Genomic DNA, 23868 nt, shown 5'->3' with positions numbered 1-23868 from the left:
GCTTGTCACAGCTGGGCGGCCAGCAGCTCGGCGATCTGGATGGTGTTCAGCGCAGCCCCCTTGCGCAGGTTGTCACCGGAGATGAACAGGGCCAGCCCGCGGCCGTCGGGCACCCCGGGGTCGTGCCGGATCCGGCCGACCAGGGATTCGTCGACGCCGGCGGCCGCCAACGGGGTCGGCACGTCGACCACCTTGACGCCGGGCGCCCCGTCGAGCAACTCGCGGGCCCGCTCGGGCGACAGCGACCGGGCGAACTCGGCGTTGATCGACAGCGAGTGCCCGGTGAACACCGGCACCCGCACGCAGGTGCCGCTGACGGCCAGGTCGGGGATGCCCAGGATCTTGCGGCTCTCGTGGCGCAGCTTCTGGTCCTCGTCGGTCTCACCCGAGTCATCGTCCACCAGGGAGCCGGCCAGCGGAACCACGTTGAAGGCGATCGGCGCCACGTAGGTCTTGGGCGTCGGGAACTGCACCGCTCGGCCGTCCTGCACCAGCTGCTCGGCGCCGTCGATGACCGCACGCGCCTGCGTGGCCAGCTCCTCGACCCCGGCGATCCCGCTGCCGGACACCGCCTGATAGCTGGACACCACCAGGCGTTGCAGCCCGGCTTCCTCGTGCAGCACCTTCAGCACCGGCATCGCTGCCATGGTGGTGCAGTTCGGGTTGGCGATGATGCCCTTCGGCCGGTTGGCGGCATCCCTGGCGAAGTTCACCTCCGACACCACCAACGGCACGTCGGGGTCCTTGCGCCAGGCCGACGAATTGTCGATCACCGTCACCCCGGCCGCTGCGAACCGCGGCGCCTGCACCAGCGACATCGTCTTTCCGGCGGAGAACAACGCGATGTCCAGGCCGCTCGGGTCCGCCGTCGCGGCGTCTTCGACCTCGATCTCCTGGCCGCGAAATTCCAGCTTGCGGCCCTGCGAGCGCGACGACGCGAAAAACCGAACCGACGTCGCGGGGAAGTCCCGCTCGTCGAGCAACCTGCGCATCACCTGGCCGACTTGGCCGGTGGCGCCCACAACTCCGATGGCAACCATCTATCTACCCGTCCCCGCATACACCGTCGCCGACTCCGCACCGCCGAGTCCGAACGCTTCGTGCAACGCCACGACGGCCTTATCTAGTTCGGTGTCGCGGCACAGCACCGAGATGCGGATCTCGGAGGTGGAGATCAGCTCGATGTTGACGCCCACCTGGGCCAGGGCCTCACAGAACGTGGCGGTGACCCCGGGGTGGCTGCGCATGCCCGCCCCGATCAACGACACCTTGCCGACGTGATCGTCGTAGAGCAGCTGGCTGAACCCGATCTCTTCCTTGAGCGCGTCCAGCTTCGCCACCGCGGTGGGCCCACTGTCGCGCGAGCAGGTGAATGTGATGTCGGTCTTGCCGTCCTCGACCTTGGACACGTTCTGCAACACCATGTCGATGTTCACGTCGGCATCGGCGAGCGCCCGGAAGACGCGGGCGGCGTAACCGGGGATGTCGGGTATGCCGACGACGGTCACCTTGGCCTCGCTGCGGTCGTGCGCGACTCCGGTCAGGATGGGGTCTTCCATAGCTATGTCCTTGATCGATCCGACGACGACGGTGCCTGGGTTCTCCGAATACGAGGATCGGACATGCACCGGAATGTTGTAGCGGCGTGCATATTCCACGCAGCGCAGCATCAAAACCTTGGCGCCGCAAGCCGCCATCTCGAGCATCTCTTCGAAGGTGACCGTGTCCAGCTTGCGGGCGTTGTGCACGATCCTGGGGTCGGCACTGAAGATGCCGTCGACGTCGGTGTAGATCTCGCAGACGTCGGCGCGCAGCGCCGCGGCCAGGGCCACCGCCGTGGTGTCGGAACCGCCGCGACCCAGCGTGGTCACGTCGCGGGTGTCCTGGCTGACGCCCTGGAATCCGGCCACCAGCACGATGCGCCCCTCGTCGAGCGCGGTCTGCAGCCGTCCCGGAGTGACGTCGATGATCTTGGCGTTGCCGTGCGTGCCGGTGGTGATCACCCCGGCCTGCGATCCGGTGAACGAGCGCGCCTGCGCACCCAGCGATTCGATGGCCATCGCGACCAACGCGTTGGAGATGCGCTCACCGGCGGTGAGCAGCATGTCGAGTTCGCGCGGCGGCGGGGCCGGGCATACCTGCTGGGCCAGATCCATCAGGTCATCGGTGGTGTCGCCCATCGCGGAGACGACGACTACTACGTCGTTGCCCTGCTTCTTGGTAGCGACGATGCGCTCGGCCACCCGCCGGATCCGGTCGGCGTTCGCCACTGAGGATCCGCCGTACTTCTGCACGACGAGCGCCACGTTCTTCCTGCCTCTCCGGCCCTGCGCACTTCAATTTCGGGTATAAGTCCACAACAGAATACGTGCCACCGCAGGGTGATTTACGTCGCGATACCTGCCTCCCCGGCCTGCGCATTCGCTATCGTCTCAGCGGCATTTTTACCAAGGAGCCAAAAGCGGTAAAGTGCAGGACGTGCAGCGGGTGCTCCTCCTCGGACGCCGCGACGGGGTCTGATCCAGACCGGCCTCCCGTCGCGGGTGTTCGCGATGCGCCGGTCTGAAGTCCCCCCTTCTGAGATTCCGGAGCGATCACCGTGACTACCAATCCCGACGCATTCAGCTCGACACGAACCATCGTCCAGCCGGCCGGCCCCCCGGGCCCCGGACAGCCCGCGTGGAACCCGCAGCGGGGCTCGTCGATGCCGGTCAACCGATATCGGTCCTTCGCCGAAGAGGTCGAGCCCGTCCGGCTGCCCGACCGCACCTGGCCCGACCGCGTCATCGGCAGCGCGCCGCTGTGGTGTGCGGTCGATCTGCGCGACGGCAACCAGGCGCTGATCGACCCCATGAGCCCGGCACGCAAACGCCGCATGTTCGACCTGTTGGTTCGCATGGGCTACAAGGAAATCGAGGTCGGATTCCCGTCGGCCAGCCAGACCGACTACGACTTCGTCCGCGAGATCATCGCCGACGGCGCCATCCCCGACGACGTCACCATCCAGGTGCTGACCCAGTGCCGGCCCGAACTGATCGAGCGCACCTTCGAGGCGTGCCACGGCGCGCCGCAGGCCATCGTGCACTTCTACAACTCGACGTCAATCCTGCAGCGCCGCGTGGTTTTTCGCGCGGACCGGGCCGCGGTGCAAGCCATTGCGACCGAAGGCGCGCGTAAGTGCGTGCAGGAGGCGGCCAAGCACCCGGGCACCCGGTGGCGGTTCGAGTATTCGCCGGAGTCCTACACCGGCACGGAGCTGGAGTACGCCAAGCAGGTGTGCGACGCCGTCGGCGAGATCATCGCGCCGACGCCGGACAACCCGATCATCTTCAACCTGCCCGCCACGGTGGAGATGGCCACGCCCAACGTCTACGCCGATTCGATCGAGTGGATGAGCCGCAACCTGGCCAACCGGGAGTCGGTCATCTTGAGCCTGCATCCGCACAACGACCGCGGAACCGCCGTCGCCGCAGCCGAGTTGGGCTATCAGGCCGGTGCCGACCGCATCGAGGGATGCCTGTTCGGCAACGGCGAGCGCACCGGCAACGTCTGCCTGGTGACGCTGGGGCTGAACCTGTTCTCCCGCGGTGTGGACCCGCAGATCGACTTCTCCAACATCGACGAGGTCCGCCGCACGGTCGAGTACTGCAACCAGCTGCCGGTGCACGAACGTCACCCCTACGGCGGAGACCTGGTCTACACCGCGTTCTCGGGCAGCCACCAGGACGCCATCAACAAGGGCCTGGACCAGATGAAGATCGACGCGGACGCCGCGGACACCGACGTCGAGGACATGCTCTGGCAGGTGCCGTACCTGCCGATCGACCCCAAGGACGTCGGGCGCACCTACGAGGCGGTCATCCGGGTCAACTCGCAGTCCGGCAAGGGCGGGGTGGCCTACATCATGAAGGCCGATCACGGCCTGGCACTGCCGCGACGGCTGCAGATCGAGTTCTCCCAGGTGGTGCAGAAGATCACCGAAGGGGAAGGCGGCGAGGTCAGTCCCAAGGAGATGTGGGACGCCTTCTCCGAGGAGTACCTGGCCCCGGTGTCGCCGCTGGAGCGGATCAAGCAGCGCGTCGACGCGTCCGAGGAAGACAGCGGCGTGACCCGCATCACCGCGACGGTCAAGCTCAACGGCGCGGAGACCGAGATCAGCGGGCAGGGCAACGGCCCCCTGGCCGCGTTCGTTCACGCGCTGGGCCGTGTCGGTTTCGACGTGGCCGTCCTGGACTACTCCGAGCACGCCATGAGCGCCGGCGACGACGCGCAGGCCGCTGCCTATGTCGAGGCGTCGGTGGGCGGTCGCACGGTGTGGGGCGTCGGCATCGCGCCGTCGATCACCACCGCTTCGCTGCGTGCCGTCGTGTCGGCGGTCAACCGCGCCGCCCGCGGGTGACGCCGTGCCGGCGGAGGGTCTCCGCCGGCACGGGTGTGGGCTGCCGCAGCGCTACACCGCAAGCAACCGCTCAAAGAAGTCGCGGTAGTGCATCAACGCCAGGCGGAGGTCTTCGGTGGACGCCTGCTCGCCGCGCGCCCACTGCTCCTCGAGGCGCGAGCGCGCGTGGGCGAAGCCGTTCGTGAGCCGATCGACCACATCGGAGACCAAAACATCGGCCTTCTGCACGCAATCCTTCGGGTCGTCGACGAAGGCGGCCTGCACACCAGCCCACCGCGCGCGCAAGTCCGCGAGGTCGTTATCGGCGAAAAGCAGCTGTTCCGTTGATGATTCGTCCGCTGCCCGGGCGTTCGAGCGATCCTCGGTTGCGATTTGGGTTTGGTTCGCTGCATCGTCGACGGCCGGCGGCGCACTCGCGGGCGCCGACGGCTCGACCGGCGCGGTTGGTGCGCTGTGATCACCCACCTGGCCAGTGGTCTCGGGGACCGCGGGCTGGGACTCGTCGTAGGAATCAGTCAATGGACGATCATGTGTGGTCATGCGCTCGCCTCCTGTGACGCATCGTCGTTTGTTGTTGTCTCGAGCAACTTTTGGAACAGCGCCCGATAGTGCACGAACGCCTCCCGCTGCTCCTCGGTGCTGACTTCGCCCCGCAAATGGATGCCGTGCGCTGCGCGGTAGTTGTCGACAACCCCTGGATGATCCACCGAGATGTCGGCTGCCCGCCGTTCGAAATCGTCGATGGGATAACCGCGTTCACGCATCACCTCGGTCACCAGCCGATCGGCGACACCGACGGCGGTTGCCGGATTATCGACGAACCCGGTCTGCACCTGCTGCCAACGGGCGCTGAAGTCCGACAGCGCCGATGGCGTCAACGGAACTATGTCGAGCTTGTTCCGTTCGCGTTCCCTGGCGGTCAATTCCTGCTCCGCCACGTTGGGATCTCCGGCCTGCGACACCAGGCGCTCGTACTCGCCGCCATAGTGCTTTTTCAGCCGGTCTGTTTTCCGGCGACTGCTCACCACTTTCGCAGCGATGGCGAGTACTGCCACAACAATCACGATGGAGACTGCAATCAAAATCCACTCCCAGGTGGGCATTTCGTGCTCCTCTCGTACTCATGTCGAATAACCCGGGCGCTGTCGATGCAAACGTTTTTCGTGACGTGCAACGTGTAGCCCGAGGTCGGGCGTCTCGATTGCGGCGATCAGAAGTAATGACGACGGCCGCCGACGGCGCGGCCGGTGGAACCGAGGATCGCCAGGATCACGCCGACGATGACGAGGATGATGCCGATGGTCCACAGCACCGCGATCTTGAGCAGAAAACCTGCGATCAGCGCGATGATGCCAAGGATGATCACGATGTGCCTCCCTCTGAGGTTGATACTGGCTATCTGGTTGCGCCAGCGATGAGTTCAGTGCATCACCCTTAAGGGGGGTGGCAATACACCCCTAGGGAGGTAATCTCGCCGACATGCCGCCGCCTTCCCCTCGCGCACCGATCACGGTGGCGCTTGTCGACGACTACGACGTCGTCGTGAAGGGCGTGGCCAACATGCTGGACCCATATCGCGAACGTGTAGTTATCGCCGAACTCGACTCCACCATGCCCGTCGCTGACGTGGTCGATATCGTTTTGTACGACTCGTTTGCCCAACCCGAATCCGACCACGAGGAGATCGGGATTCTGGTCGCCAACCCTCGTGCGCGCCGAGTTGTGGTCTACACATGGAACTTTCACCCCGACCTCGTCGAGAGCGCTCGGCAACATGGGGCTCACGGCTACCTCTCGAAGACCCTGCCGGCCCGCGAGCTGGTCGCCGCGTTAGAAGCAGTGCATTCCGGCGAGGTGATCGTCAGCGACATATCCGGCCGGGCGCGCAGCGCGCCCGGACTCGACTGGCCCGGCCGCGGCGAAGGGCTCAGCGACCGCGAGGCCGAGATCCTGGCGCTGATCACCCAGGGCAAGAGCAACGCCGATGTGGCGCGGCTGACCTACCTGAGCCCGAACACCGTGAAGTCCTACATCCGGAACATCTACCGCAAGCTCGGCGTCGGAAGCCGCACGCAGGCCGTGCTGTGGGGCGTGCAGCACGGGTTCACCCCCGACCACCACCGCATCGAACACTGGCGCGGCGGGCCCTGATTTGGCGTGGCGGGCACAGCCGCCTGATCAGAACAGCGCCAGCTGCTGGTCCAGCGTGCTGGCGTCGGTGAATTCGTCCATGCTGGTGCCGCCGATGACGGCGCCGACGCTGTCCATGAAGTGCGCGTCGGAGATCACCGGCACCCCCAGTTGCCGGGCGAGGTAGCCCTTGCCGTGCTCGGGGGCGGGATCATTGCAGACCACCAGCGAGGTCTCCCGGTCGACGACGTCGGTGTAGGCCAGCCCGGCGTGCAGGATGCGCTCCACGAGTTCCTCGTGGGTGCGGCCGACCTCGGCGGCCAGGGCCACCCGCATGCCCTGCACCAGCGGACGGCCCCCGACGTAGGGGCCCGGGTTGAGATACGGGCAGGGCATCCGGGACGCCAGCACCTTCAGCGGTCGCAGTTCGTCGTGGGTGACCCGGCCGTTCGGCCAGCGGCGCCGGGTCACCGGGTGGATCGGCAGCCAGATGTCGCCCGCGCGGGCCACCTTGAGCGCCGAGGCCAGCACACCGGTCAGCACCATCGCGTCGTCGAAGGCGTCGTGCGGCCGCTCCTGGGTGATGCTCCAATGCGCGGCGAGCGTCTCCAACCGCAGGTTCTCGACGCCGAGGTCCAGCCGCCGGGCCAGCTCGACGGTGCACATGACGCTGTCGACGGGCAGTTCGGTCTCGGCCAGTTCGGCCTCGGCGGCCAGAAACGCGTAGTCGAACGCCACGTTGTGGGCCACCAAGGTGCGGCCGCGCAGCACCTCGGCCACGTCGCCGACAATGTCGGCGAACTGGGGCTGGTCTTCCAGCATGGCGGCGGTCAGGCCGTGCACGTGGGTGGGGCCGGGGTCCACGCCGGGGTTGAGCAGGCTCACCACGGAGTGTTCGACGTTGCCGTCGGCGTCCAGGCCGAGGGCGGCAACGCTGATGATCCGCGCCTGCCCCGGCCGAAAGCCCGAGGTCTCGACATCAACGACGGCCCAGCCGGCGTCCGGCTCGCTGGCCGGCCGACCCCAGGACACCCCGCTCATGCACTGAGGATGGCACGGCAGACCGACATCACCCGGCCGCTACGCGCCGTGTCGGCTCGGAAATCGAAGACGGCGGCGCTCGGAATTCGAAGACCGCGGCGGCACACATTTAAACTTCCCGGGTGATCACCACCCGCGCCCGTCTGGCCCTCGCCGCAGGAGCGAGCGCGCGCTGGGCGTCGCGGCTGACCGGACGTGGGGCCGGGGCGATGATCGGCGGCCTGATCGCGATGACGCTGGACCGCTCGGTTCTCCGGCAACTCGCCGCCGGCCGGCGCACCGTCATCATCACCGGCACCAACGGCAAGTCCACCACCACCCGGATGACGTCGGCCGCGCTGGCGACGCTGGGCGGGGTGGCCACCAACGCCGAGGGCGCCAACATGGACGCCGGCCTGGTCGCCGCGCTGGCCGGCAACCGCGATGCGCCGCTGGCGGCCCTGGAAGTCGACGAAATGCACGTCCCGCACGTTTCCGATGCCGTCGAGCCCGGCGTCGTCGTGCTGCTCAACCTGTCGCGCGACCAGCTGGACCGGGTCGGCGAGATCAACGTCATCGAACGAACCCTGCGCGCCGGCCTGGCCCGGCACCCGAAGGCGGTCGTCGTGGCCAACTGCGACGATGTGCTGATGACGTCGGCGGCCTACGACAGCCCGAACGTGGTGTGGGTGGCCGCGGGTGGCTCGTGGTCGAACGACTCGGTCAGCTGCCCGCGCAGCGGCGAGATCATCGTCCGCGACCGGGGGCATTGGTACTCCACGGGTGCGGACTTCAAACGGCCCAGCCCGCAATGGTGGTTCGACGACGACGCCCTCTACGGGCCCGACGGCCTGACCCTGCCGATGCGGCTGGCGCTGCCCGGCGCGGTGAATCGGGGCAACGCCGCCCAGGCCGTCGCGGCCGCGGTCACGCTGGGCGCGGATCCCGCGTCGGCGGTCGCGGCCGTCTCGGCGGTCGACGAGGTCGCGGGGCGTTATCGGACCGTCCGGGTCGGTGCGCACGCGGTGCGCGTCCTGCTGGCCAAGAACCCGGCCGGCTGGCAGGAGGCGCTGTCGATGGTCGACAAGCACGCCGCCGGGGTGGTCATCTCGGTCAACGGCCAGGTGCCCGACGGGGAGGACCTGTCGTGGCTGTGGGACGTGCGTTTCGAGCACTTCGAGCAGACCGAGGTGGTGGCCGCCGGGGAGCGCGGCACCGACCTTGCGGTGCGGCTGGGCTATGCGGGCGTCGAGCACACCCTGGTGCACGACACCGTCGCCGCGATCGCGTCATGCCCGCCAGGGCGGGTGGAGGTCGTCGCCAACTACACCGCTTTCCTCCAGCTGCAACGAGCGTTGGCGCGCCATGGCTGAGTCGGTGGTGCGGATCGGGCTGGTGCTGCCCGACGTGATGGGGACCTACGGCGACGGCGGCAACGCCCTGGTGCTGCGGCAGCGTCTCCGGCTGCGCGGCATCGCCGCCGAGGTCGTCGAGATCACGCTGGCCGACCCGGTGCCCGAGTCGTTGGACCTGTACACGCTGGGCGGGGCGGAGGACTACGCGCAGCGGTTGGCCACCCGGCACCTGATCAAACACCCGGGCCTGCAGCGCGCCGCCGAACGGGGCGCCCCGGTGCTGGCGATTTGCGCGGCCGTGCAGGTGCTCGGGCACTGGTATGAAACGTCGGCCGGGGAACGCGTCGACGGCGTGGGCATGCTGGACGCGACCACGTCACCGCAGGAGACGCGCACCATCGGCGAGCTGGCGACCAAGCCGCTGCTGGCCGGTCTGACCGAGCGTCTCACCGGTTTCGAGAACCACCGCGGCGGCACCGTGCTGGGACCGGCGGCGTCGCCGCTTGGCGCGGTGGTCAACGGCGCGGGCAACCGGTCCGGCGACGGCTTCGACGGCGTGGTGCAAGGCAGCGTGATCGCGACCTACATGCACGGCCCGTGCCTGGCCCGCAACCCGCAACTAGCCGACCTGCTGCTGGGCGCGGTGGTCGGCGAGCTGCCGCCGCTGCCGATGCCGGAGGTGGACCTGCTGCGCCGCGAACGGCTGGCGGCACGCTAGGAGTTCCACGCAGCAAAGTTTTGGGTAAAAGACGTGTCGATGAGCATCCGACGCCGCCGGTACAGCTGCGCACACAACGACACCCGAGACGCCGGTTCGGCTGTGCGCCGAGACACCCTGGCCACGGCCATCGGCAATTTCATGGAGTGGTACGACTTCGGCGTCTACGGCTACATCGCGACCATCATCGCGCAGGTGTTCTATCCGGGTAACAGCGTCAGCGCGGTCCATCTCGTCGCCACCTTCAGCACGCTGGCGGCGGCGTACGTGGTGCGGCCGCTCGGTGGGTTCGTCCTCGGCCCGCTCGGTGATCGTGTCGGGCGCAAGCGGGTTTTGTTGATCACGATCTCGCTGATGGCAGCCGGGACCACTATGACCGGGTTGCTGCCCGGCTACGCCACCATCGGCATCTGGGCGCCCATCCTGCTTCTGGTCGCCCGGGTCTTTCAAGGCTTGTCGACCGGCGGTGAGTTTGTCGGCGCGATGACATATCTCGTTGAGCGGGCCCCGGACGGCAAACGGGGCAAGATGGTCGGGTTCCTGCCGCTGGGCAACCTGGTCGGGTTTGTGCTCGCCGGGTTGCTGGTGACCGCACTACAGGCCTGGCTACCGAGCCGCGACATGTTGGCGTGGGGCTGGCGGATCCCGCTGCTGCTGGGCGCGCCGGTCGGCGTCCTCGCCCTCTACCTGCGGCTGCGGATCGAGGAGTCACCCGCCTACAAGCAGGTGAGCGGCAACCCGGATAGCCCGGCTGACCGGGGCTGGCAGCAATTTCGGCGCACGGTGGTGGAGCAGTGGAGGCCGATGGTGATCTGCGCGGCGATTGTGGTGACCTCACAGGTCCCCGACTTCATGCTCACCGGTTACTTGCCGACTTACCTTAAAGTGGTTGTGCACGTGGGTAACACGGCTGGGCTGGTGGTCATCGTGGCGACGTTGGCGATCCTGATGGCGTCGGTGGTGTTCGTCGCCATGTTGTCCGACCGTGTCGGCGTCAAGCCGATCATGTGGACGGGCTGCGGATTGCTCGTTCTGGCGTCGGTCCCCGCCTTCTTGCTGATGCGCCTCGGCGGCATCCTTCCGTTGATCTTCATCGGTGTGCTGCTGGTCGGACTGATGGAACTGTGTTTCGACAGCACCACGCCCCAAGCTTTGCCGGCACTGTTCCCGACCAGGGTGCGCAACGGAGCGCTGGCAATCTCGTACAACATCGCGCTGTCGACCGTCGGCGGAACCACTCCGGTGATCGCTCAAGCGCTGATATCCAGCACCGGCAGCGCCATGGTGCCGGCCTACATGCTGATCTTCGCGGGCTTGGTGGGGACGGTCACCCTTCGATTCATGCCGGAAGTCGCCGGCAAGCCACTGCCGGGATCCGGGCCTTCGGTCGACAGCGAGGCCGGCGAACTGACCGGCGCGTGAAGGCTCGCGACCGGCGCCTCAGACCATGGCCCGGCGCCCGGCCAGCGCGCGACCGAGCGTCAGTTCGTCGGCGAACTCCAGGTCACCGCCCATCGGCAGGCCCGACGCGATCCGCGTCACGGTCAGCCCGGGGATGTCGCGCAGCATCCGCACCAGGTAGGTGGCCGTCGCCTCGCCCTCGGTGTTCGGGTCGGTGGCGATGATCACCTCGGTGATGTCGACGTCGTCGACCCGCTCCCCGATCCGACTAAGCAGCTCGCGGATCCGCAGCTGATCGGGCCCCACCCCGGACAACGGGTCGAGCGCACCGCCCAGCACGTGGTAGCGGCCGCGGAATTCGCGGGTGCGCTCGACGGCCTGGACGTCCTTGGGTTCCTCGACGACGCAGACCTGCGAGCCGTCCCGGCGGGGATCCGCGCAGATCCGGCACCGCTCGTTGTCGGAGACGTTGCCGCACACCGCGCAGAACCGCACCCCGTCGCGGACCTTCGCCAGCACCGCGGTCAGCCGGTCGATATCCGGCGGTTCCACCGACAACAGGTGGAAGGCGATGCGCTGGGCGCTTTTGGGCCCGATGCCCGGCAGCTTGCCGAGCTCGTCGATCAAATCCTGGACGGGTCCTTCGAACATGTCGGTCGCGGAGCCTAAAGCCCCTGCGCCGGCGCGGGCGGCTGCCCCGGTGGCGGGCCGAAGCCGCCGGCCAGCGACCCCAGCCGCTCCTGGGCCATCCGGGTGACCTGCTTGGACGCGTCGCCCATGGCGCCGACGATCAGGTCCTGCAGGGTTTCGACGTCCGACGGGTCGACGACGGAGGGATCGATCTTCACCGCGACCACCTCGCCGCTGCCCTTCACGACGACGCTGACCAAGCCCCCACCGGCCTGACCATGCACCTCAGCGTTCGCCAATTGTTGCTGGGCCTCCATCAGCTTTTGCTGCATCTGCTGCGCCTGGGCCAGCAGCGCCGACATATCGCCTCCGGGTTGCATGACAATCCCCTCGCATCTTGGTCTCGAGTTGGTTTCGCTCGTGAGTCTCCGGCGATTCGAAACCCCCAGCGTAGACCGCGCGGCGTTAGCTTTGCGCCGTGGACCTACGACTGAGCAGGCGTGTCGGCGTCAGGACGATCATCTGCATGATTGTTGCTGCGTCGGCCATCGTCATCCCCAACGCCGTGGCAACCCCCTCCAACATCGCCGGCATGGTGGTTTTCATCGATCCGGGCCACAACGGCTCAAATGACGGCTCCATCAACCGTCAGGTGCCCACCGGCCGCGGCGGCACCAAGGACTGCCAGACCAGCGGGACCGCGACCAACACCGGCTATATGGAGCACACGTTCACCTGGGACACCGCGCTGCGGGTGCGTGCCGAGTTGAGCGCCCTGGGAGTGCGGACCGCGCTGTCCCGCGCCAACGACAACGGCCTGGGGCCGTGTGTCGACGAACGCGCGAACGCGGCCAACGCGCTGCACCCCAACGCGGTCCTGTCCATCCACGCCGACGGCGGCCCGCCGTCCGGCCGGGGATTCCACGTCAACTACTCGGCCCCGCCGCTCAACCAGGTCCAGGCGGGCCCGTCGGTGCAGTACGCGCGGATCATGCGCGACCAGATGCAGGGCTCGGGGATCCCGCCGGCCAACTACATCGGCCAGAACGGCCTTTACGGCCGCTCGGACCTCACCGGCCTGAACCTGGCGCAGTACCCGTCGATCCTGGTCGAGTGCGGCAACATGAAGAACCCCGCCGATTCGGCGCTGATGGAGTCGGCCGAGGGCCGGCAGAAATACGCCGACGCACTGGTCCGCGGGGTGGCGGGCTTCCTGGCCTCGCAGGGCCAGGCGCGCTGAGGCTGCGGTTGAGTATTCGTTCCAATACTTCGGCGTGGGCAATCGGGTCGCCCGGACACGTGTGAATTCCTCGGCCGAATGCGATGTACTGCAATAGATTTGCCGCGCCGTTCAAACCAGCACGCTCGGCCGGTGTCGATCGATCAGGTCCTCGGTGAAGAAGTCGAGGTACTCGAGTCCACCCACTCCACCTCGCGAGCGTTACTACCCGAGGTTTGTTGGGCCCGCCACAATCGTCCGGCACGGAATCGCGTAGGACACAATGAAAGACCCCCGGTTCCAGCTACACAATCGAGTAGTACCTGTCGCCGATCGACGCCGGCCCACGAGCTCGCGAGTCCCGCACATCCACGGATCCTCGTTTAGCTGAGCTCGCGCGAGATGCCGTGCCGGGAAGGAACGCCGCCCATCAATCGGTCGCTCTTCGGCGAGCTCATCGCGACAGCTTGGTCACGTTCTGAGCTTGTACACTGCCGAGCTGATTCGCTTCGGCGTACAGATCATTGGCGCGCTCCTGTTCTGCCGCAAGCTTTTCCAGTGCCGCGATGGCGCGCCTGAGGAGGTCGATAGATTCCTCGACAGACTCCTTCATTTCGTTGAAACCGGGTATGAATCCCATCTGGGGTCCCCTCCTATCGGGATCTTCCCTCGCTTGCAAGCCGAAACTTCACGCCGTCTTCTCTGATCAGCGTTGGTCCGTCCGGCCATCGTAGGCCAGCAAACCAGAGCGCGCCTCGCTAACGGGTTCACGATCCACGCCGCCCATTCGGACGGCCCGTTACCTCAGGTTGCCAAATCGCGCTGTACGTAGCCATACACTCCGAGCGCGGCAAGGACAGCGCCGACGAGCAGGAAAATGGCGGTGGCCGCCCAATTGGGCGGTGCGTCGGGCACGGCAGCGAGGTGCGTCCACGGCGACAGGTTGGCCGCCCAGCCAGGGGCGTTCGTGGACTTCATGATGACGTTCACCAGAAACCCGCCCACAACCGGCAGTGCGCCGATTGCGGCGGCAGCGGAGGGGAGCCACCCGGCGCCCACGGCGGCCGCCCCGGCCGCGAGCAACGCCACCGGAACGGAATTCAGCGCACCTGCAAGCGAAGCGCTCAACTGCAGTGGTGCGCCGGTGATTTCGGCTCCGACCCAGATGCCCATTGCGGCCGAGCAATGCAGGGCTACCACCCCGCCAACCGTGACCATGATCTCAGCCGACATCAGATGTACACGCGAAATGGGCTGGGCGAAAAGCAAGTTCAATCGACCTGCCGTCTCGTCGGCGACCATCGCCGCGAGACGCACAGCGGCGTACAGCCCGGTGGGAACGGCGAGCACGCCGAACAGAACCGCAGCGCCGACATTCACCAGTTCATGGCCGCCCATCCCGGCGGGCGCGGCGAGTTTAGCGATGCGCGGGTTTGTCTGAAACAACTTGAGAATCGAGGGGAGCAATACGCCGACCAGGAAGAAGTACGCGGCGATACCCGTTGCCCAGCCGAGCGTGGTCCGGACGGTCCGGCGAAAGGCGAACCCACCGATCGACTGCAACGAGCGTGTTCGTGGAGGACGGCTGACAGGCACCGTCACCACCCCGTCGCCCAAATCGCGGTGGCTTGCCGTGAAGAGGGCCGCACCGGCCAGCACTATCGGAAACGCGCCCAGCACGATCAGCGGGATGATGCGGTTCTCGGCGTATGGCGCCGACCGGGCGGCAAGCCCGAACGGGGTCATCCAGGCCGACCATGCCAATTGATGCGAGCCATCGGAGATCATGCGCAGCATCAGGCTTACACCTAAAGCTGCGGCCGTAAGTCCCGTGGCGCCGGATCGGCTCGGCATGACTTGCGCGGCGAGCAGCGCCATCGTGGCGAAAGTTGCAGCGATACAGGCGGTTGCGACCGCATAGATCACCGCACCAGTTGGTTGAGTGCGAGCCGCCAGAAGGCCCGCCGCTATCGCCACACCGATCAGCGCCGAGCATCCAATAAGAGCGGCCAGGCATCGGGTGACCACATCAGCCATTCGCAGGCGTCCGGCGAGGAGCAGATCCCACCGCCGGTTATCCTCCTCACCGCGGGTAATGCGTGTGGCGGCAAGCATGATCCATCCGCTCGCGATTACCGAAACGGCTGTGCCGGTACGCCATACGGTGAAACCGCCGGGATTGTCGAGAGCGACCGGCGGGCCCGACAAGACCCTTATGGCGGGATTCTCGGCGAGTACACGAAGGTCTGATTGATTCAGCAACGCGCCGATCGGTTGGTACTGGAAGGCGACCAACGCCGACATGACTCCGCAGATCAGGGCGGCCAGCACGGCACCGCGACGAAGCTGGCGCACGGCCAGCCGACTCACGGCCTGCCCCGGCGCGAGTTGCGGCCCTGCGGCCAACGACGAACCGGGCAGCGTGGCCGTTGTCATCGCGCGGAATCGCCGTAGTAGTCGAGAAAGATCTCCTCGAGTGTCGGCTCGTGCACCGCGAGCGCGGTGATGTCAGCTGCGGCGAGCGCTCGAAGCGCGCCCGCCGGCGGTCCAGTTAGGTTGAACCGCAACCGTTCACCGTCCAGCTGTTCGACACCCGACACGGTCGCAACGTCCTGCAGGAAAGGCTGACCGCCGCGATAGGACACCTCGACCACGGTCCGATGCAACCGGCGTAGATCGGCGATGCTGTCGACTTCGACGAGTCGCCCGGCACGCAGAATCGCTACCCGGTCGCACACGGCTTCTACCTCGGCCAACTGATGAGAGCTGAGGAACACCGTCTGGCCTCGCTCGCGCGCTTCGGCGACACAGCCGCGAAATTCCCTTTCCATCAACGGGTCCACACCGCTTGTCGGTTCATCGAGCACCAGAAGCGGCGCCCGTGTCGCGAATGCAGCAACAAGTGCCACCTTCTGTCGGTTGCCGGTCGAATATGTTTTGGCCGGCTTGTCGAGCTCGAGATCGAAACGATCGACCAACTCGTCGCGGTAGGCCGCATCGACACCGCGGCCCAAAGAGCCAAGCAGCTCAAGGATTTCCGCGCCCGTCAGTCGCGGCCACAGCGCAACATCAGCGGGCACGTATGCGATGTGACGATGGGACCGGCGGACGTCATGCGCAGAGCAACCGAATATCTTCGCAGTGCCCGCGGTCGGGCGAATCAATCCGAGCAGCAGGCGAATCGTCGTCGACTTGCCGGCACCGTTGGGGCCCAAGAATCCGAACACCTCGCCGGGCGCGACGCTCAGACTCAGATCCTCCACGGCCGCGATGCGGCCGAACCGTTTTGTCAGTCCGTCGACCCGGATAGCAGGTTCGACCGCAGTCCGCGCCGAGAGTTCCATGACCCGAAGGGTAAGTCACCCGGCGTAAAGACCGGCTTTGTTCGACCGGAAATCGCCTTTGCTGATTCGCGTCGGCTGAGCCGAGACGATGTTCGCTAGCGCGACTAACAAGCACTGAAAGTTCATCAGCTTAGCAAGGTCGAGACCGTCATGTAGTGATAAGGTACGAGCCAAAATAGCACGTCAGGTCAAGGTCAGGAGAAGCCTTGGTCGGCCGGTTGTTGCGTCGCGCGCGCGAGTTACTGAGCTGCACTGGCAGTCCCATCACGGACTTTGCCATACCCGGTGTCCAGTTGGCGGATCCTGCACCTGTACTACAGCACTACTCCATCTGGGCTCCTGACCACTCGACTTATCTGTGAATTCTGACGAGGCCCGCTTGAGGGGCCATACGGTCCGCACATGACAGCCAGTCGGAAGGTCTGGATGGTGAGTTCACTGGTCGAAAAGTTTGGGCGAGAGACTGGAAGCGGGCCGCCCTGCCGATAAGTAGGCACTTAGCAGGTGGGGTAGTCGGATGGAACTGGATGACCTGGTTTTACCGCTGACGCGGGGACAACTAGACATTTGGATTGCGCAGAAAACGGGCAGCTTCGGTGCGAAGTGGCAGCTGGGCGAGCTGATCCGAATCCAGGGTGCCATCGAGCCGGAGTTGCTTCAGCGGTCAATTGTCCAAGCGGTGCGCGAGGCCGAACCGCTTCGAGCCGGGTTTCTCGAGCTGAATGGCAAGGTTTTCCAGAAACCGGTTGATTACCCGGACGTTGAGCTTGCTCGTTATGACCTGACCGGCTCGCCGGATCCCGCACAGGACGCCCATCGGCTGGCATCATCGATCCAACGCATCCTGATGCCCCTCGCCGGCCCGCTGTTCAAATTTGCATTGATGCAGACACAGGTAGATGAATTTTATTGGTTCGTGTGCTGCCATCATATAGTAGTAGACGGCATCGGTATTACTCTTGTTTGTCACCGAATCGCGGAAATCTATAATGCAATTGCTGCTGGAGCATCTGCCTCGCCCGCTTTTTTCGGGTCGCTGAAGGATCTAATCGATTGCGAATTAGAGTACGAATCGTCGACCGATTATCTGAATGATCGGGCTTACTGGATCAGGAACATTCCGCAGGAAAGCGAACCGCGTTATCGGTTGCCGGCGGCCGCCGACGATGGCAGTGGTCCGGACGAACCATCTGAACCCGTGCAATTGGACCCTCCAGCCGTGGCTGGCATCCAAGTGCTGTCCCAGGCCTGCGGGGTGCGTCGATCTTCGGTGATCACCGCAGCGTGCGCGCTCCTGGTACGCGCGTTCGACACCGAGAGTCCGGAGGTAGTGCTCGACTTTCCGGCAAGCAGGCGAGTTCGTCCAGAAACCCATACGGTGGCCGGAATGATTTCCGGGTTCGTGCCACTGACGTTGAAAACTCCGCCTGAACTTTCAATCGCGGAGTTTTGTAAAAATGTCGACACGTGTATGCGCGAAGCGTTACAGCATCAACGGTTCCCGGTGCATTCAATCGATTACAACGCGCGCCTTCGCGGCTCTGGACAGGCGTCGAATCGAGTCGTAGTTAATTTTATTCCAGGCACACATCTGGGGGATCTCGCCGGTGCTCCGGCATCAGGAACCCTGACCCATGCCGGCCCCGTCGAATTCGCGCTGATCTTTTTCAGAGACGGTGATCAGCTCTTCCTCAGCACGGCGGGTCCCGGACAATTGTTTTCCAACTCCGATGCCCGCGATCTAGCCCAGCGGTTGGGGCGGGTGTTGGTGGCGATGGTTGCTGAGGTGGGGCGGCCGGTGTCGTCGGTGGATGTGCTTGGTGAGGCCGAGCATGTCCGGCTTGGGGTGTGGGGGAATCGGGCGGGGTGGACCCGGCTGCCGGTGGCGGTGTCGATTCCGGTGGTGTTCGCCGAGCAGGTGGCCCGCAACCCGCAGGCGATCGCGGTCCGCGCGGGGGGCCAGTCGATGACCTATCGGGAACTGGATGCGGCGGCCAACCGGTTAGCGCATCGGCTGGCTGGCCGCGGGGTGGGCCCGGGCCAATGTGTGGCGCTGCTGCTGGAGCGTTCCGCCGAGGCGATCGTGGCGATTTTGGCCGTGCTCAAGACCGGGGCCGCCTACCTGGCGATCGACCCCGCCGTGCCCGCCGCGCGGCTGCGGTTCGTACTCGCCGATGCCGCACCAGCAGTAGTGCTGAGCAGCACCGCACTGTCCGCCCGCCTGCACAGGGTGGACGTGGCGGTCCTCGACCTGGCCGATCCCGGGCTTGACGCCCAGCCCGACACCGGATTGCCCCCGCCGCACCCGCACGACATCGCGTATCTGATCTACACCTCGGGCACCACCGGCACCCCCAAAGGCGTGGCCATCACCCACCACAACGTGACCGCGCTGCTGGCCCACCCCGATGCCGGGCTGCCCACCCCCGGCGTATGGACCCATGCCCACTCGCTGGCCTTCGACGTCTCGGTGTGGGAGATCTTGGCCCCGCTGCTACGCGGGGGCCGGCTGGTGGTGGTCGACGAGACAGTGGCCGCCTCCCCCCCAGAGCTGCACCAACTGCTGGTCGCCGAAGGCGTCAGCGTGTTGACCCAAACCCCCTCGGCCGCAGCGATGCTCTCCCCACACGGGCTGGAGACCACCACACTGGTGACCGTCGGAGAAGCCTGCCCCCTGCCAGTCGTCCACCAATGGGCCCCCGGGCGGGTGATGCTCAACGCCTACGGCCCCACCGAAACCACCATGTGCGTGACCATCAGCACCCCCCTGACCGCCGCCACCCCCGTGGTGCCGATCGGCGCCCCGGTCCCCGGGGCCACCCTGCACGTCCTGGACCCCTGGCTACGCCCCGTCCCGATCGGGGTGATCGGCGAGCTCTACATCGCCGGGGCCGGGGTCGCGGTGGGCTACCTGGGCCGACCCGCACTCAGCGCCACCCGCTTCATCGCCAACCCCTACGGCCAACCCGGGGCCCGGATGTATCGCAGCGGGGACCTGGTGCGCTGGGGCCCCGATGGCCAACTGCACTACCTCGGACGCGCCGACGAACAAGTCAAGATCCGCGGCTACCGCATCGAACTCGGCGAAATCCACACCGCGCTAAGCGCACTCGACGGCGTCGAGCAAGCCGTCGTCATCGCCCGCCACGACCACCCCGGCCACCCCCGCCTGATCGGCTACATCACCGGCACCGCCAACCCCACCCACGCACGCACCCAACTCGCCGAACAACTCCCGGCCTACATGATCCCGGCCGCCATCATCACACTCGACACCCTGCCGCTAACCCCCAACGGCAAACTCGACACCCACGCCCTGCCCGCACCCGACACCCCAGACCTGCACGACTACCAAGCCCCCAACACCGTCCTCGAAGAAATCCTGGCCACCATCTACGCCCAAGTCCTCGGACTCGACCAAGTCAGCATCAACGACTCCTTCTTCGACCTCGGCGGGGATTCGCTATTGGCCATGCGTTTGTCTGGGGCGATCAACACAACACTGGATGCCGACGTTTCGGTCCCGACCGTGTTCGACGCGCCCACGGTTGCCCAGTTGGTAGGCCATATCGGCGTGGGTTCGCGGCGGCTGCAACCCTTGGTGGCAGCAGAGCGGCCAGCGGTGGTGCCGTTGTCGTATGCCCAGCAGCGGTTGTGGTTTGTCGACCAGTTGCAGGGACCCTCCCCGGTGTACAACCTGGCCGCGGCATTGCGGTTGAACGGGCGCCTCGATACCGACGAATTGCGCGCGGCGATGGCGGATGTGGTCGGCCGTCATGAAAGCCTGCGCACGCTGCTTGCCGCGCCCGAGGGGATCCCCCAGCAGCTAGTACTGTCGCCCGAGCGAGTCGACTTCGGTTGGGATCTTGTCGATGCCACCAGCTGGTCGGCGGATCGGTTGGAGGAGGCCATCGGCGCGGCAGCGCGTCGCGGTTTTGACCTGGGAACCGAAATCCCTTTGCGCGCAACACTTTTCTGCGTCGCCGAGGAAGAACATGTGCTGGTGGCCGTGGTCCACCACATCGCTGCCGACGGCTGGTCAATCGGCCCGCTGATCAGGGATCTGGGTGTGGCCTACTCCAGTCGGTGTGCCGGGCAGCCCCCTGGCTGGGCGCCGCTGCCGGTGCAGTACGTCGATTACACACTGTGGCAACGAGCGCAGCTGGGAGACCTCGACGACAGCGACAGCCCCATCGCCGCGCAACTGGACTACTGGGAGCAGGCCCTGGCTGGGCTGCCCGAGCGGCTGCAGCTGCCCACCGATCGGCCCTACCCGCCGGTGGCCGATCAGCGCGGGTCCAACGTCATCGTGGATTTTCCGGCCGAGCTGCAGCAGCAGGTTGCACGATTGGGCCGCGAGCACAATACAACCAGTTTCATGGTGATTCAGGCCGCCGTGGCGGTGCTGTTGTCGAAGGTCAGCGCCAGCCCCGAGGTGGCCGTCGGGTTCCCAATCGCCGGACGACGCGACCCCGCACTGGACGAACTGGTGGGTTTTTTCATCAACACCTTGGTGCTGCGCGTCGACGTGTCGAAGGACCCCACCACCGCCGAACTGCTGGACCAGGTGCGCAGACGCAGCCTGGCCGCCTACGAACACCAAGACGTGCCCTTCGAAGTGCTTGTGGAGCGACTCAATCCGTCAAGGTCGTTGGCTCACCACCCGCTGATTCAGGTGATGGTCGGCTGGCAGTTCGCCGGCGATAGCGATCCCGCGGCGGAGCTGGCATTGGAGGGCCTGCAGGTCACGTCGCTACCGGTGAACACCCGCACCGCCCGGATGGATCTGGCGTTCTCCTTGGCCGAACGCTTCACCGAGGGCGGTGACCCCGCCGGGATCGGCGGAACGGTGGAGTTTCGCACCGATGTGTTCGACGCGGCCAGCGTCCACGCGCTGGTCGGGCGCTTGGAGCGGGTGCTGGTGGCGATGACCGCCGACCCGGCGCAAAGGATTTCGTCGATCGATGTACTCGACGAGGGTGAGCACGCCCGCCTCGATGAACTCGGCAACCGTGCGGTACTGACCCAGCCCGCAACCGAAGCATCGATTCCGGCTGTGTTCGCCGAGCAGGTGACCCGTGCCCCCGATGCAGTGGCGGTGACCTTCGAGGGTCGCTCCCTGACCTACCGCGAGCTTGATGCGGCCGCCAACCGGTTGGCGCATCTGTTGGCGGGCCACGGCGCCGGCCCCGGTCAGTCTGTGGCACTGCTGTTTTCGCGGTCGGCTGATGCGATCGTGGCGATTTTGGCCGTGCTCAAGACCGGGGCGGCGTATCTGCCGATGGATCCGGCGCTGCCGGCGGCCCGGATCGAGTTCATGGTCGCCGATTCCGGACCGATCGCTGCGATCACCACGGCGTGCCTGCGCTCCCGGTTCGATAAGTGCGAGCTGGCCGTTTTCGATTTCGACGACCCTCGCGTCGATTCCCAACCCAATACCGCCTTGCCGAACCCGGCCCCTGATGACCTGGCACACATCGTTTACACCTCTGGCACAACCGGGGTGCCCAAAGGTGTGACCGTCACGCACCACAACGTCACTCAGATGTTCGACGCACTGGATATCGGGGTGGAGTTGGCACCCCACCAGGTGTGGACGCAGTTTCACTCCTACGCCTTCGATTTCTCGGTCTGGGAGATCTGGGGTGCGTTGCTGTTTGGCGGGCGGCTAGTGGTGGTGCCTGACTCGGTGGCGCGCACACCGGAGGACTTCCACGCGATGCTGGTCGACCAGCAAGTCACCGTGTTGACCCAGACCCCGTCGGCGGTGGGGATGCTTTCGCCGCAAGGGTTGGAGTCGGCGGCGTTGGTGATCGGTGCGGAACCCTGCCCCGTCGAGTTGGTGAACCGGTGGGCGCCGGGACGCGTGATGGTCAACGTGTACGGCCCGACCGAGACGACGATGTGGGCGTCCAAGAGTGCACCTCTGGCGGCGGGGTCGGGGCCGCCGCCGATCGGCTCGCCGATTGCGTGGGCGGCCTTCTTTGTGCTGGATGCCTGGTTGAACCCGGTGCCGGCCGGAGTGATCGGCGAGCTGTATCTGGCGGGCCGCGGGGTGGGCGTTGGGTATGTGCGCCGGGCCGGGTTGACCGGGTCACGCTTCGTGGCGTGCCCGTTCGGCGGGCCGGGGACGCGGATGTATCGCACCGGAGATCTGGTCCGCTGGGGCCCCGATGGGCAGCTGCACTACCTTGGACGCGCCGATGAACAAGTCAAGATCCGCGGCTACCGCATCGAACTCGGCGAAATCCAAACCGCGCTAAGCGCATTGGACGGCGTCGAGCAAGCCGCCGTCATCGCCCGCGAAGACCGCCCCGGCGACAAACGCCTAGTCGGCTACATCACCGGCACCGCAGACCCCACCCAGGCGCGGACCGCCCTGGCCGAGCGGCTACCGGCCTACATGATCCCGGCGGCGGTGGTAGTCATCCAGGCGCTGCCACTGACCCCCAACGGCAAACTCGACACCCGCGCCCTGCCCGCGCCGGAATACACCGTTGGTCCCTATCGGCCTCCGGGCAGCGCCATCGAGGAGATCCTGGCCGGCATCTACGCCCAGGTGCTGGGGCTCGACCGGGTCGGCATCGACGACTCCTTCTTCGACCTGGGCGGCGACAGCATCTTGTCGATGCAGGTAGTGGCCCGCGCCCGGGCGGCGGGGCTGATCTGCCGCCCCCGCGACGTCTTCGTCGAGCAGACCGTGGCCCGGCTGGCCCGGGTGGCCACGGTCGCCGACGGCATCGCCGGGGTGGTCGATGAGGGTGTCGGGCCGGTGATTGCGACTCCGATCATGTGCTGGCTGCGGTCCGTGGACGGCCCGATCGATGAGTTCAACCAGACCATCGTCATGTCCGCCCCCGTCGGGGCCACCGAGTCTGACGTCGTGGCGGTGCTGCAGGCGTTGCTGGACCGGCATGCCATGTTGCGGCTGCGCGTGGATAGCGACGGCGCCGACGGCTGGTCGCTGTGGGTGCCCAATGCCGGGTTGGTCGATGCCGGCGCATGTCTGCAACGGGTCGACGTGCTCTCGGATGATGCCCTGGTGGCGGCCCGGGCCCGGCTGAACCCGGCCACCGGCAGCATGCTCAGCGCGCTGTGGGTAGCCGACACCGGCCAGTTGGCGATGATCATTCACCACCTGGCCATCGACGGGGTGTCCTGGCGAATCTTGCTCGAAGACCTCAACATCGCCTGGGCCCAACACCACAGCGGCCAACCGATCGCCCTACCACCAGGCGGCACCTCGTTCGTCCGATGGTCAACGCTGCTCGACCAGCACGCCCGCCACCCCCACGTCGTGGCCCACGCCGACACCTGGAAACAGCTGACCGCGACCCCGGCCAGGCTGCCCGCCGTGCAAGCAGCAGTGGATACCTACGCCAGCGCCGGACAGCTCACCGCGCAGCTGGACAGCGAGCTCACCCGCATGCTGCTCGGCGAGGTGCCCGCAGCCTTCCACGCCGGCGTGCAAGACATCTTGTTGATCGCCTTCGCGATGGCACTCGCCCAGTTCTTGGGACACCGGCGACACCCCGATCGGCATCGACGTCGAAGGCCACGGCCGCCACGAGGAACTGGCCGCCGAGGTCGACCTGTCCCGCACCGTGGGGATGGTTCACCACCAAATACCCGGTGTCCTTGACCGTGGGCCG

At 66.5% G+C, this 23868-nt stretch carries 18 protein-coding genes; 7 read left to right on the top strand and 11 right to left on the bottom strand.

The features are described 5' to 3' along the window. Positions 1 to 5: 5 nt before the first annotated feature. Both MTY59_RS11170 and MTY59_RS11165 read right to left on the bottom strand, forming a co-directional pair. Positions 6 to 1040, bottom strand: coding sequence for an aspartate-semialdehyde dehydrogenase (locus MTY59_RS11170; protein ID WP_221045692.1), 1035 nt, complete (start codon positions 1038 to 1040; stop codon positions 6 to 8). Further along, entirely contained in the window at positions 1041 to 2306 is a 1266-nt protein-coding gene (locus MTY59_RS11165; RefSeq protein ID WP_221045691.1) for an aspartate kinase, read from the bottom strand. Positions 2307 to 2599: 293 nt separating this feature from the next. Here MTY59_RS11165 and leuA point away from each other — a divergent pair, with 293 nt between their 5' ends. After that, complete coding sequence (gene leuA, locus MTY59_RS11160) at positions 2600 to 4399, top strand: 2-isopropylmalate synthase (protein ID WP_415823009.1); 1800 nt, start codon at positions 2600 to 2602, stop codon at positions 4397 to 4399. Positions 4400 to 4450: 51 nt separating this feature from the next. Here leuA and MTY59_RS11155 read toward each other — a convergent pair whose 3' ends face one another. From MTY59_RS11155 to MTY59_RS11145, 3 genes are all read right to left on the bottom strand, one after another. Next, on the bottom strand, positions 4451 to 4939 hold the full coding sequence (locus MTY59_RS11155; RefSeq protein ID WP_221045690.1) for a hypothetical protein: 489 nt from the start codon (positions 4937 to 4939) through the stop codon (positions 4451 to 4453). Continuing rightward, positions 4936 to 5502, bottom strand: coding sequence for a hypothetical protein (locus MTY59_RS11150; RefSeq protein ID WP_221045689.1), 567 nt, complete (start codon positions 5500 to 5502; stop codon positions 4936 to 4938). Before MTY59_RS11150 ends, MTY59_RS11155 begins: the two co-directional genes overlap by 4 nt. 107 nt (positions 5503 to 5609) lie before the next feature. Further along, positions 5610 to 5765 (bottom strand): DUF6131 family protein, encoded by a 156-nt coding sequence (locus tag MTY59_RS11145; protein ID WP_221045688.1) that lies wholly within the window; start codon positions 5763 to 5765, stop codon positions 5610 to 5612. Positions 5766 to 5878: 113 nt separating this feature from the next. On the opposite strand from MTY59_RS11145, the gene MTY59_RS11140 reads away from it, so the two are divergent. Beyond that, positions 5879 to 6550: a response regulator transcription factor gene (locus tag MTY59_RS11140; protein ID WP_221045687.1), complete on the top strand. Its 672-nt coding sequence runs from the start codon at positions 5879 to 5881 to the stop codon at positions 6548 to 6550. 27 nt (positions 6551 to 6577) lie between these two features. Here the strand turns inward: MTY59_RS11140 and MTY59_RS11135 are convergent, their stop codons facing one another. Further along, entirely contained in the window at positions 6578 to 7570 is a 993-nt protein-coding gene (locus MTY59_RS11135; protein WP_221045686.1) for a DEDDh family exonuclease, read from the bottom strand. Positions 7571 to 7692: 122 nt separating this feature from the next. Between MTY59_RS11135 and MTY59_RS11130 the strand changes: the two genes are divergently transcribed. The 3 genes from MTY59_RS11130 (at position 7693) to MTY59_RS11120 (ending at position 11044) form a co-directional block, all read left to right on the top strand. Then, positions 7693 to 8922, top strand: a complete 1230-nt coding sequence (locus MTY59_RS11130; RefSeq protein ID WP_221045685.1) for a Mur ligase family protein — start codon at positions 7693 to 7695, stop codon at positions 8920 to 8922. 4 nt (positions 8923 to 8926) lie between these two features. Continuing rightward, a complete protein-coding gene (locus tag MTY59_RS11125) occupies positions 8927 to 9622 on the top strand; it encodes a type 1 glutamine amidotransferase (RefSeq protein ID WP_221046382.1) in 696 nt (231 codons plus the stop codon). A gap of 141 nt (positions 9623 to 9763) precedes the next feature. Further along, positions 9764 to 11044, top strand: a complete 1281-nt coding sequence (locus MTY59_RS11120; protein ID WP_415823014.1) for an MFS transporter — start codon at positions 9764 to 9766, stop codon at positions 11042 to 11044. 18 nt (positions 11045 to 11062) lie between these two features. Here MTY59_RS11120 and recR read toward each other — a convergent pair whose 3' ends face one another. Next, positions 11063 to 11674, bottom strand: coding sequence for a recombination mediator RecR (recR, locus tag MTY59_RS11115; protein ID WP_008263246.1), 612 nt, complete (start codon positions 11672 to 11674; stop codon positions 11063 to 11065). A 14-nt stretch (positions 11675 to 11688) separates the two neighbouring features. Then, a complete protein-coding gene (locus tag MTY59_RS11110; RefSeq protein WP_007772122.1) occupies positions 11689 to 12033 on the bottom strand; it encodes a YbaB/EbfC family nucleoid-associated protein in 345 nt (114 codons plus the stop codon). 98 nt (positions 12034 to 12131) lie between these two features. Between MTY59_RS11110 and MTY59_RS11105 the strand changes: the two genes are divergently transcribed. Beyond that, positions 12132 to 12893: an Rv3717 family N-acetylmuramoyl-L-alanine amidase gene (locus tag MTY59_RS11105; protein ID WP_221045684.1), complete on the top strand. Its 762-nt coding sequence runs from the start codon at positions 12132 to 12134 to the stop codon at positions 12891 to 12893. A 433-nt stretch (positions 12894 to 13326) separates the two neighbouring features. Here the strand turns inward: MTY59_RS11105 and MTY59_RS11100 are convergent, their stop codons facing one another. The 3 genes from MTY59_RS11100 to MTY59_RS11090 all read right to left on the bottom strand — a co-directional run bounded on the left by MTY59_RS11100 (position 13327) and on the right by MTY59_RS11090 (position 16216). Continuing rightward, positions 13327 to 13512, bottom strand: coding sequence for a hypothetical protein (locus MTY59_RS11100; protein WP_221045683.1), 186 nt, complete (start codon positions 13510 to 13512; stop codon positions 13327 to 13329). A gap of 164 nt (positions 13513 to 13676) precedes the next feature. Next, complete coding sequence (locus tag MTY59_RS11095; protein ID WP_221045682.1) at positions 13677 to 15308, bottom strand: ABC transporter permease; 1632 nt, start codon at positions 15306 to 15308, stop codon at positions 13677 to 13679. After that, positions 15305 to 16216, bottom strand: coding sequence for an ABC transporter ATP-binding protein (locus MTY59_RS11090; RefSeq protein ID WP_221045681.1), 912 nt, complete (start codon positions 16214 to 16216; stop codon positions 15305 to 15307). Before MTY59_RS11090 ends, MTY59_RS11095 begins: the two co-directional genes overlap by 4 nt. A 517-nt stretch (positions 16217 to 16733) precedes the next feature. On the opposite strand from MTY59_RS11090, the gene MTY59_RS11085 reads away from it, so the two are divergent. Continuing rightward, on the top strand, positions 16734 to 23858 hold the full coding sequence (locus MTY59_RS11085) for a non-ribosomal peptide synthetase (RefSeq protein ID WP_250160800.1): 7125 nt from the start codon (positions 16734 to 16736) through the stop codon (positions 23856 to 23858). Positions 23859 to 23868 lie beyond the last annotated feature (10 nt).

The sequence above is a fragment of the Mycobacterium senriense genome, from assembly GCF_019668465.1.
GTDB classification, from domain to species: domain Bacteria; phylum Actinomycetota; class Actinomycetes; order Mycobacteriales; family Mycobacteriaceae; genus Mycobacterium; species Mycobacterium senriense.
The sequence above is the reverse complement of the archived record's forward strand: the minus strand, read 5'-3'. Positions and strand labels throughout refer to the sequence as shown.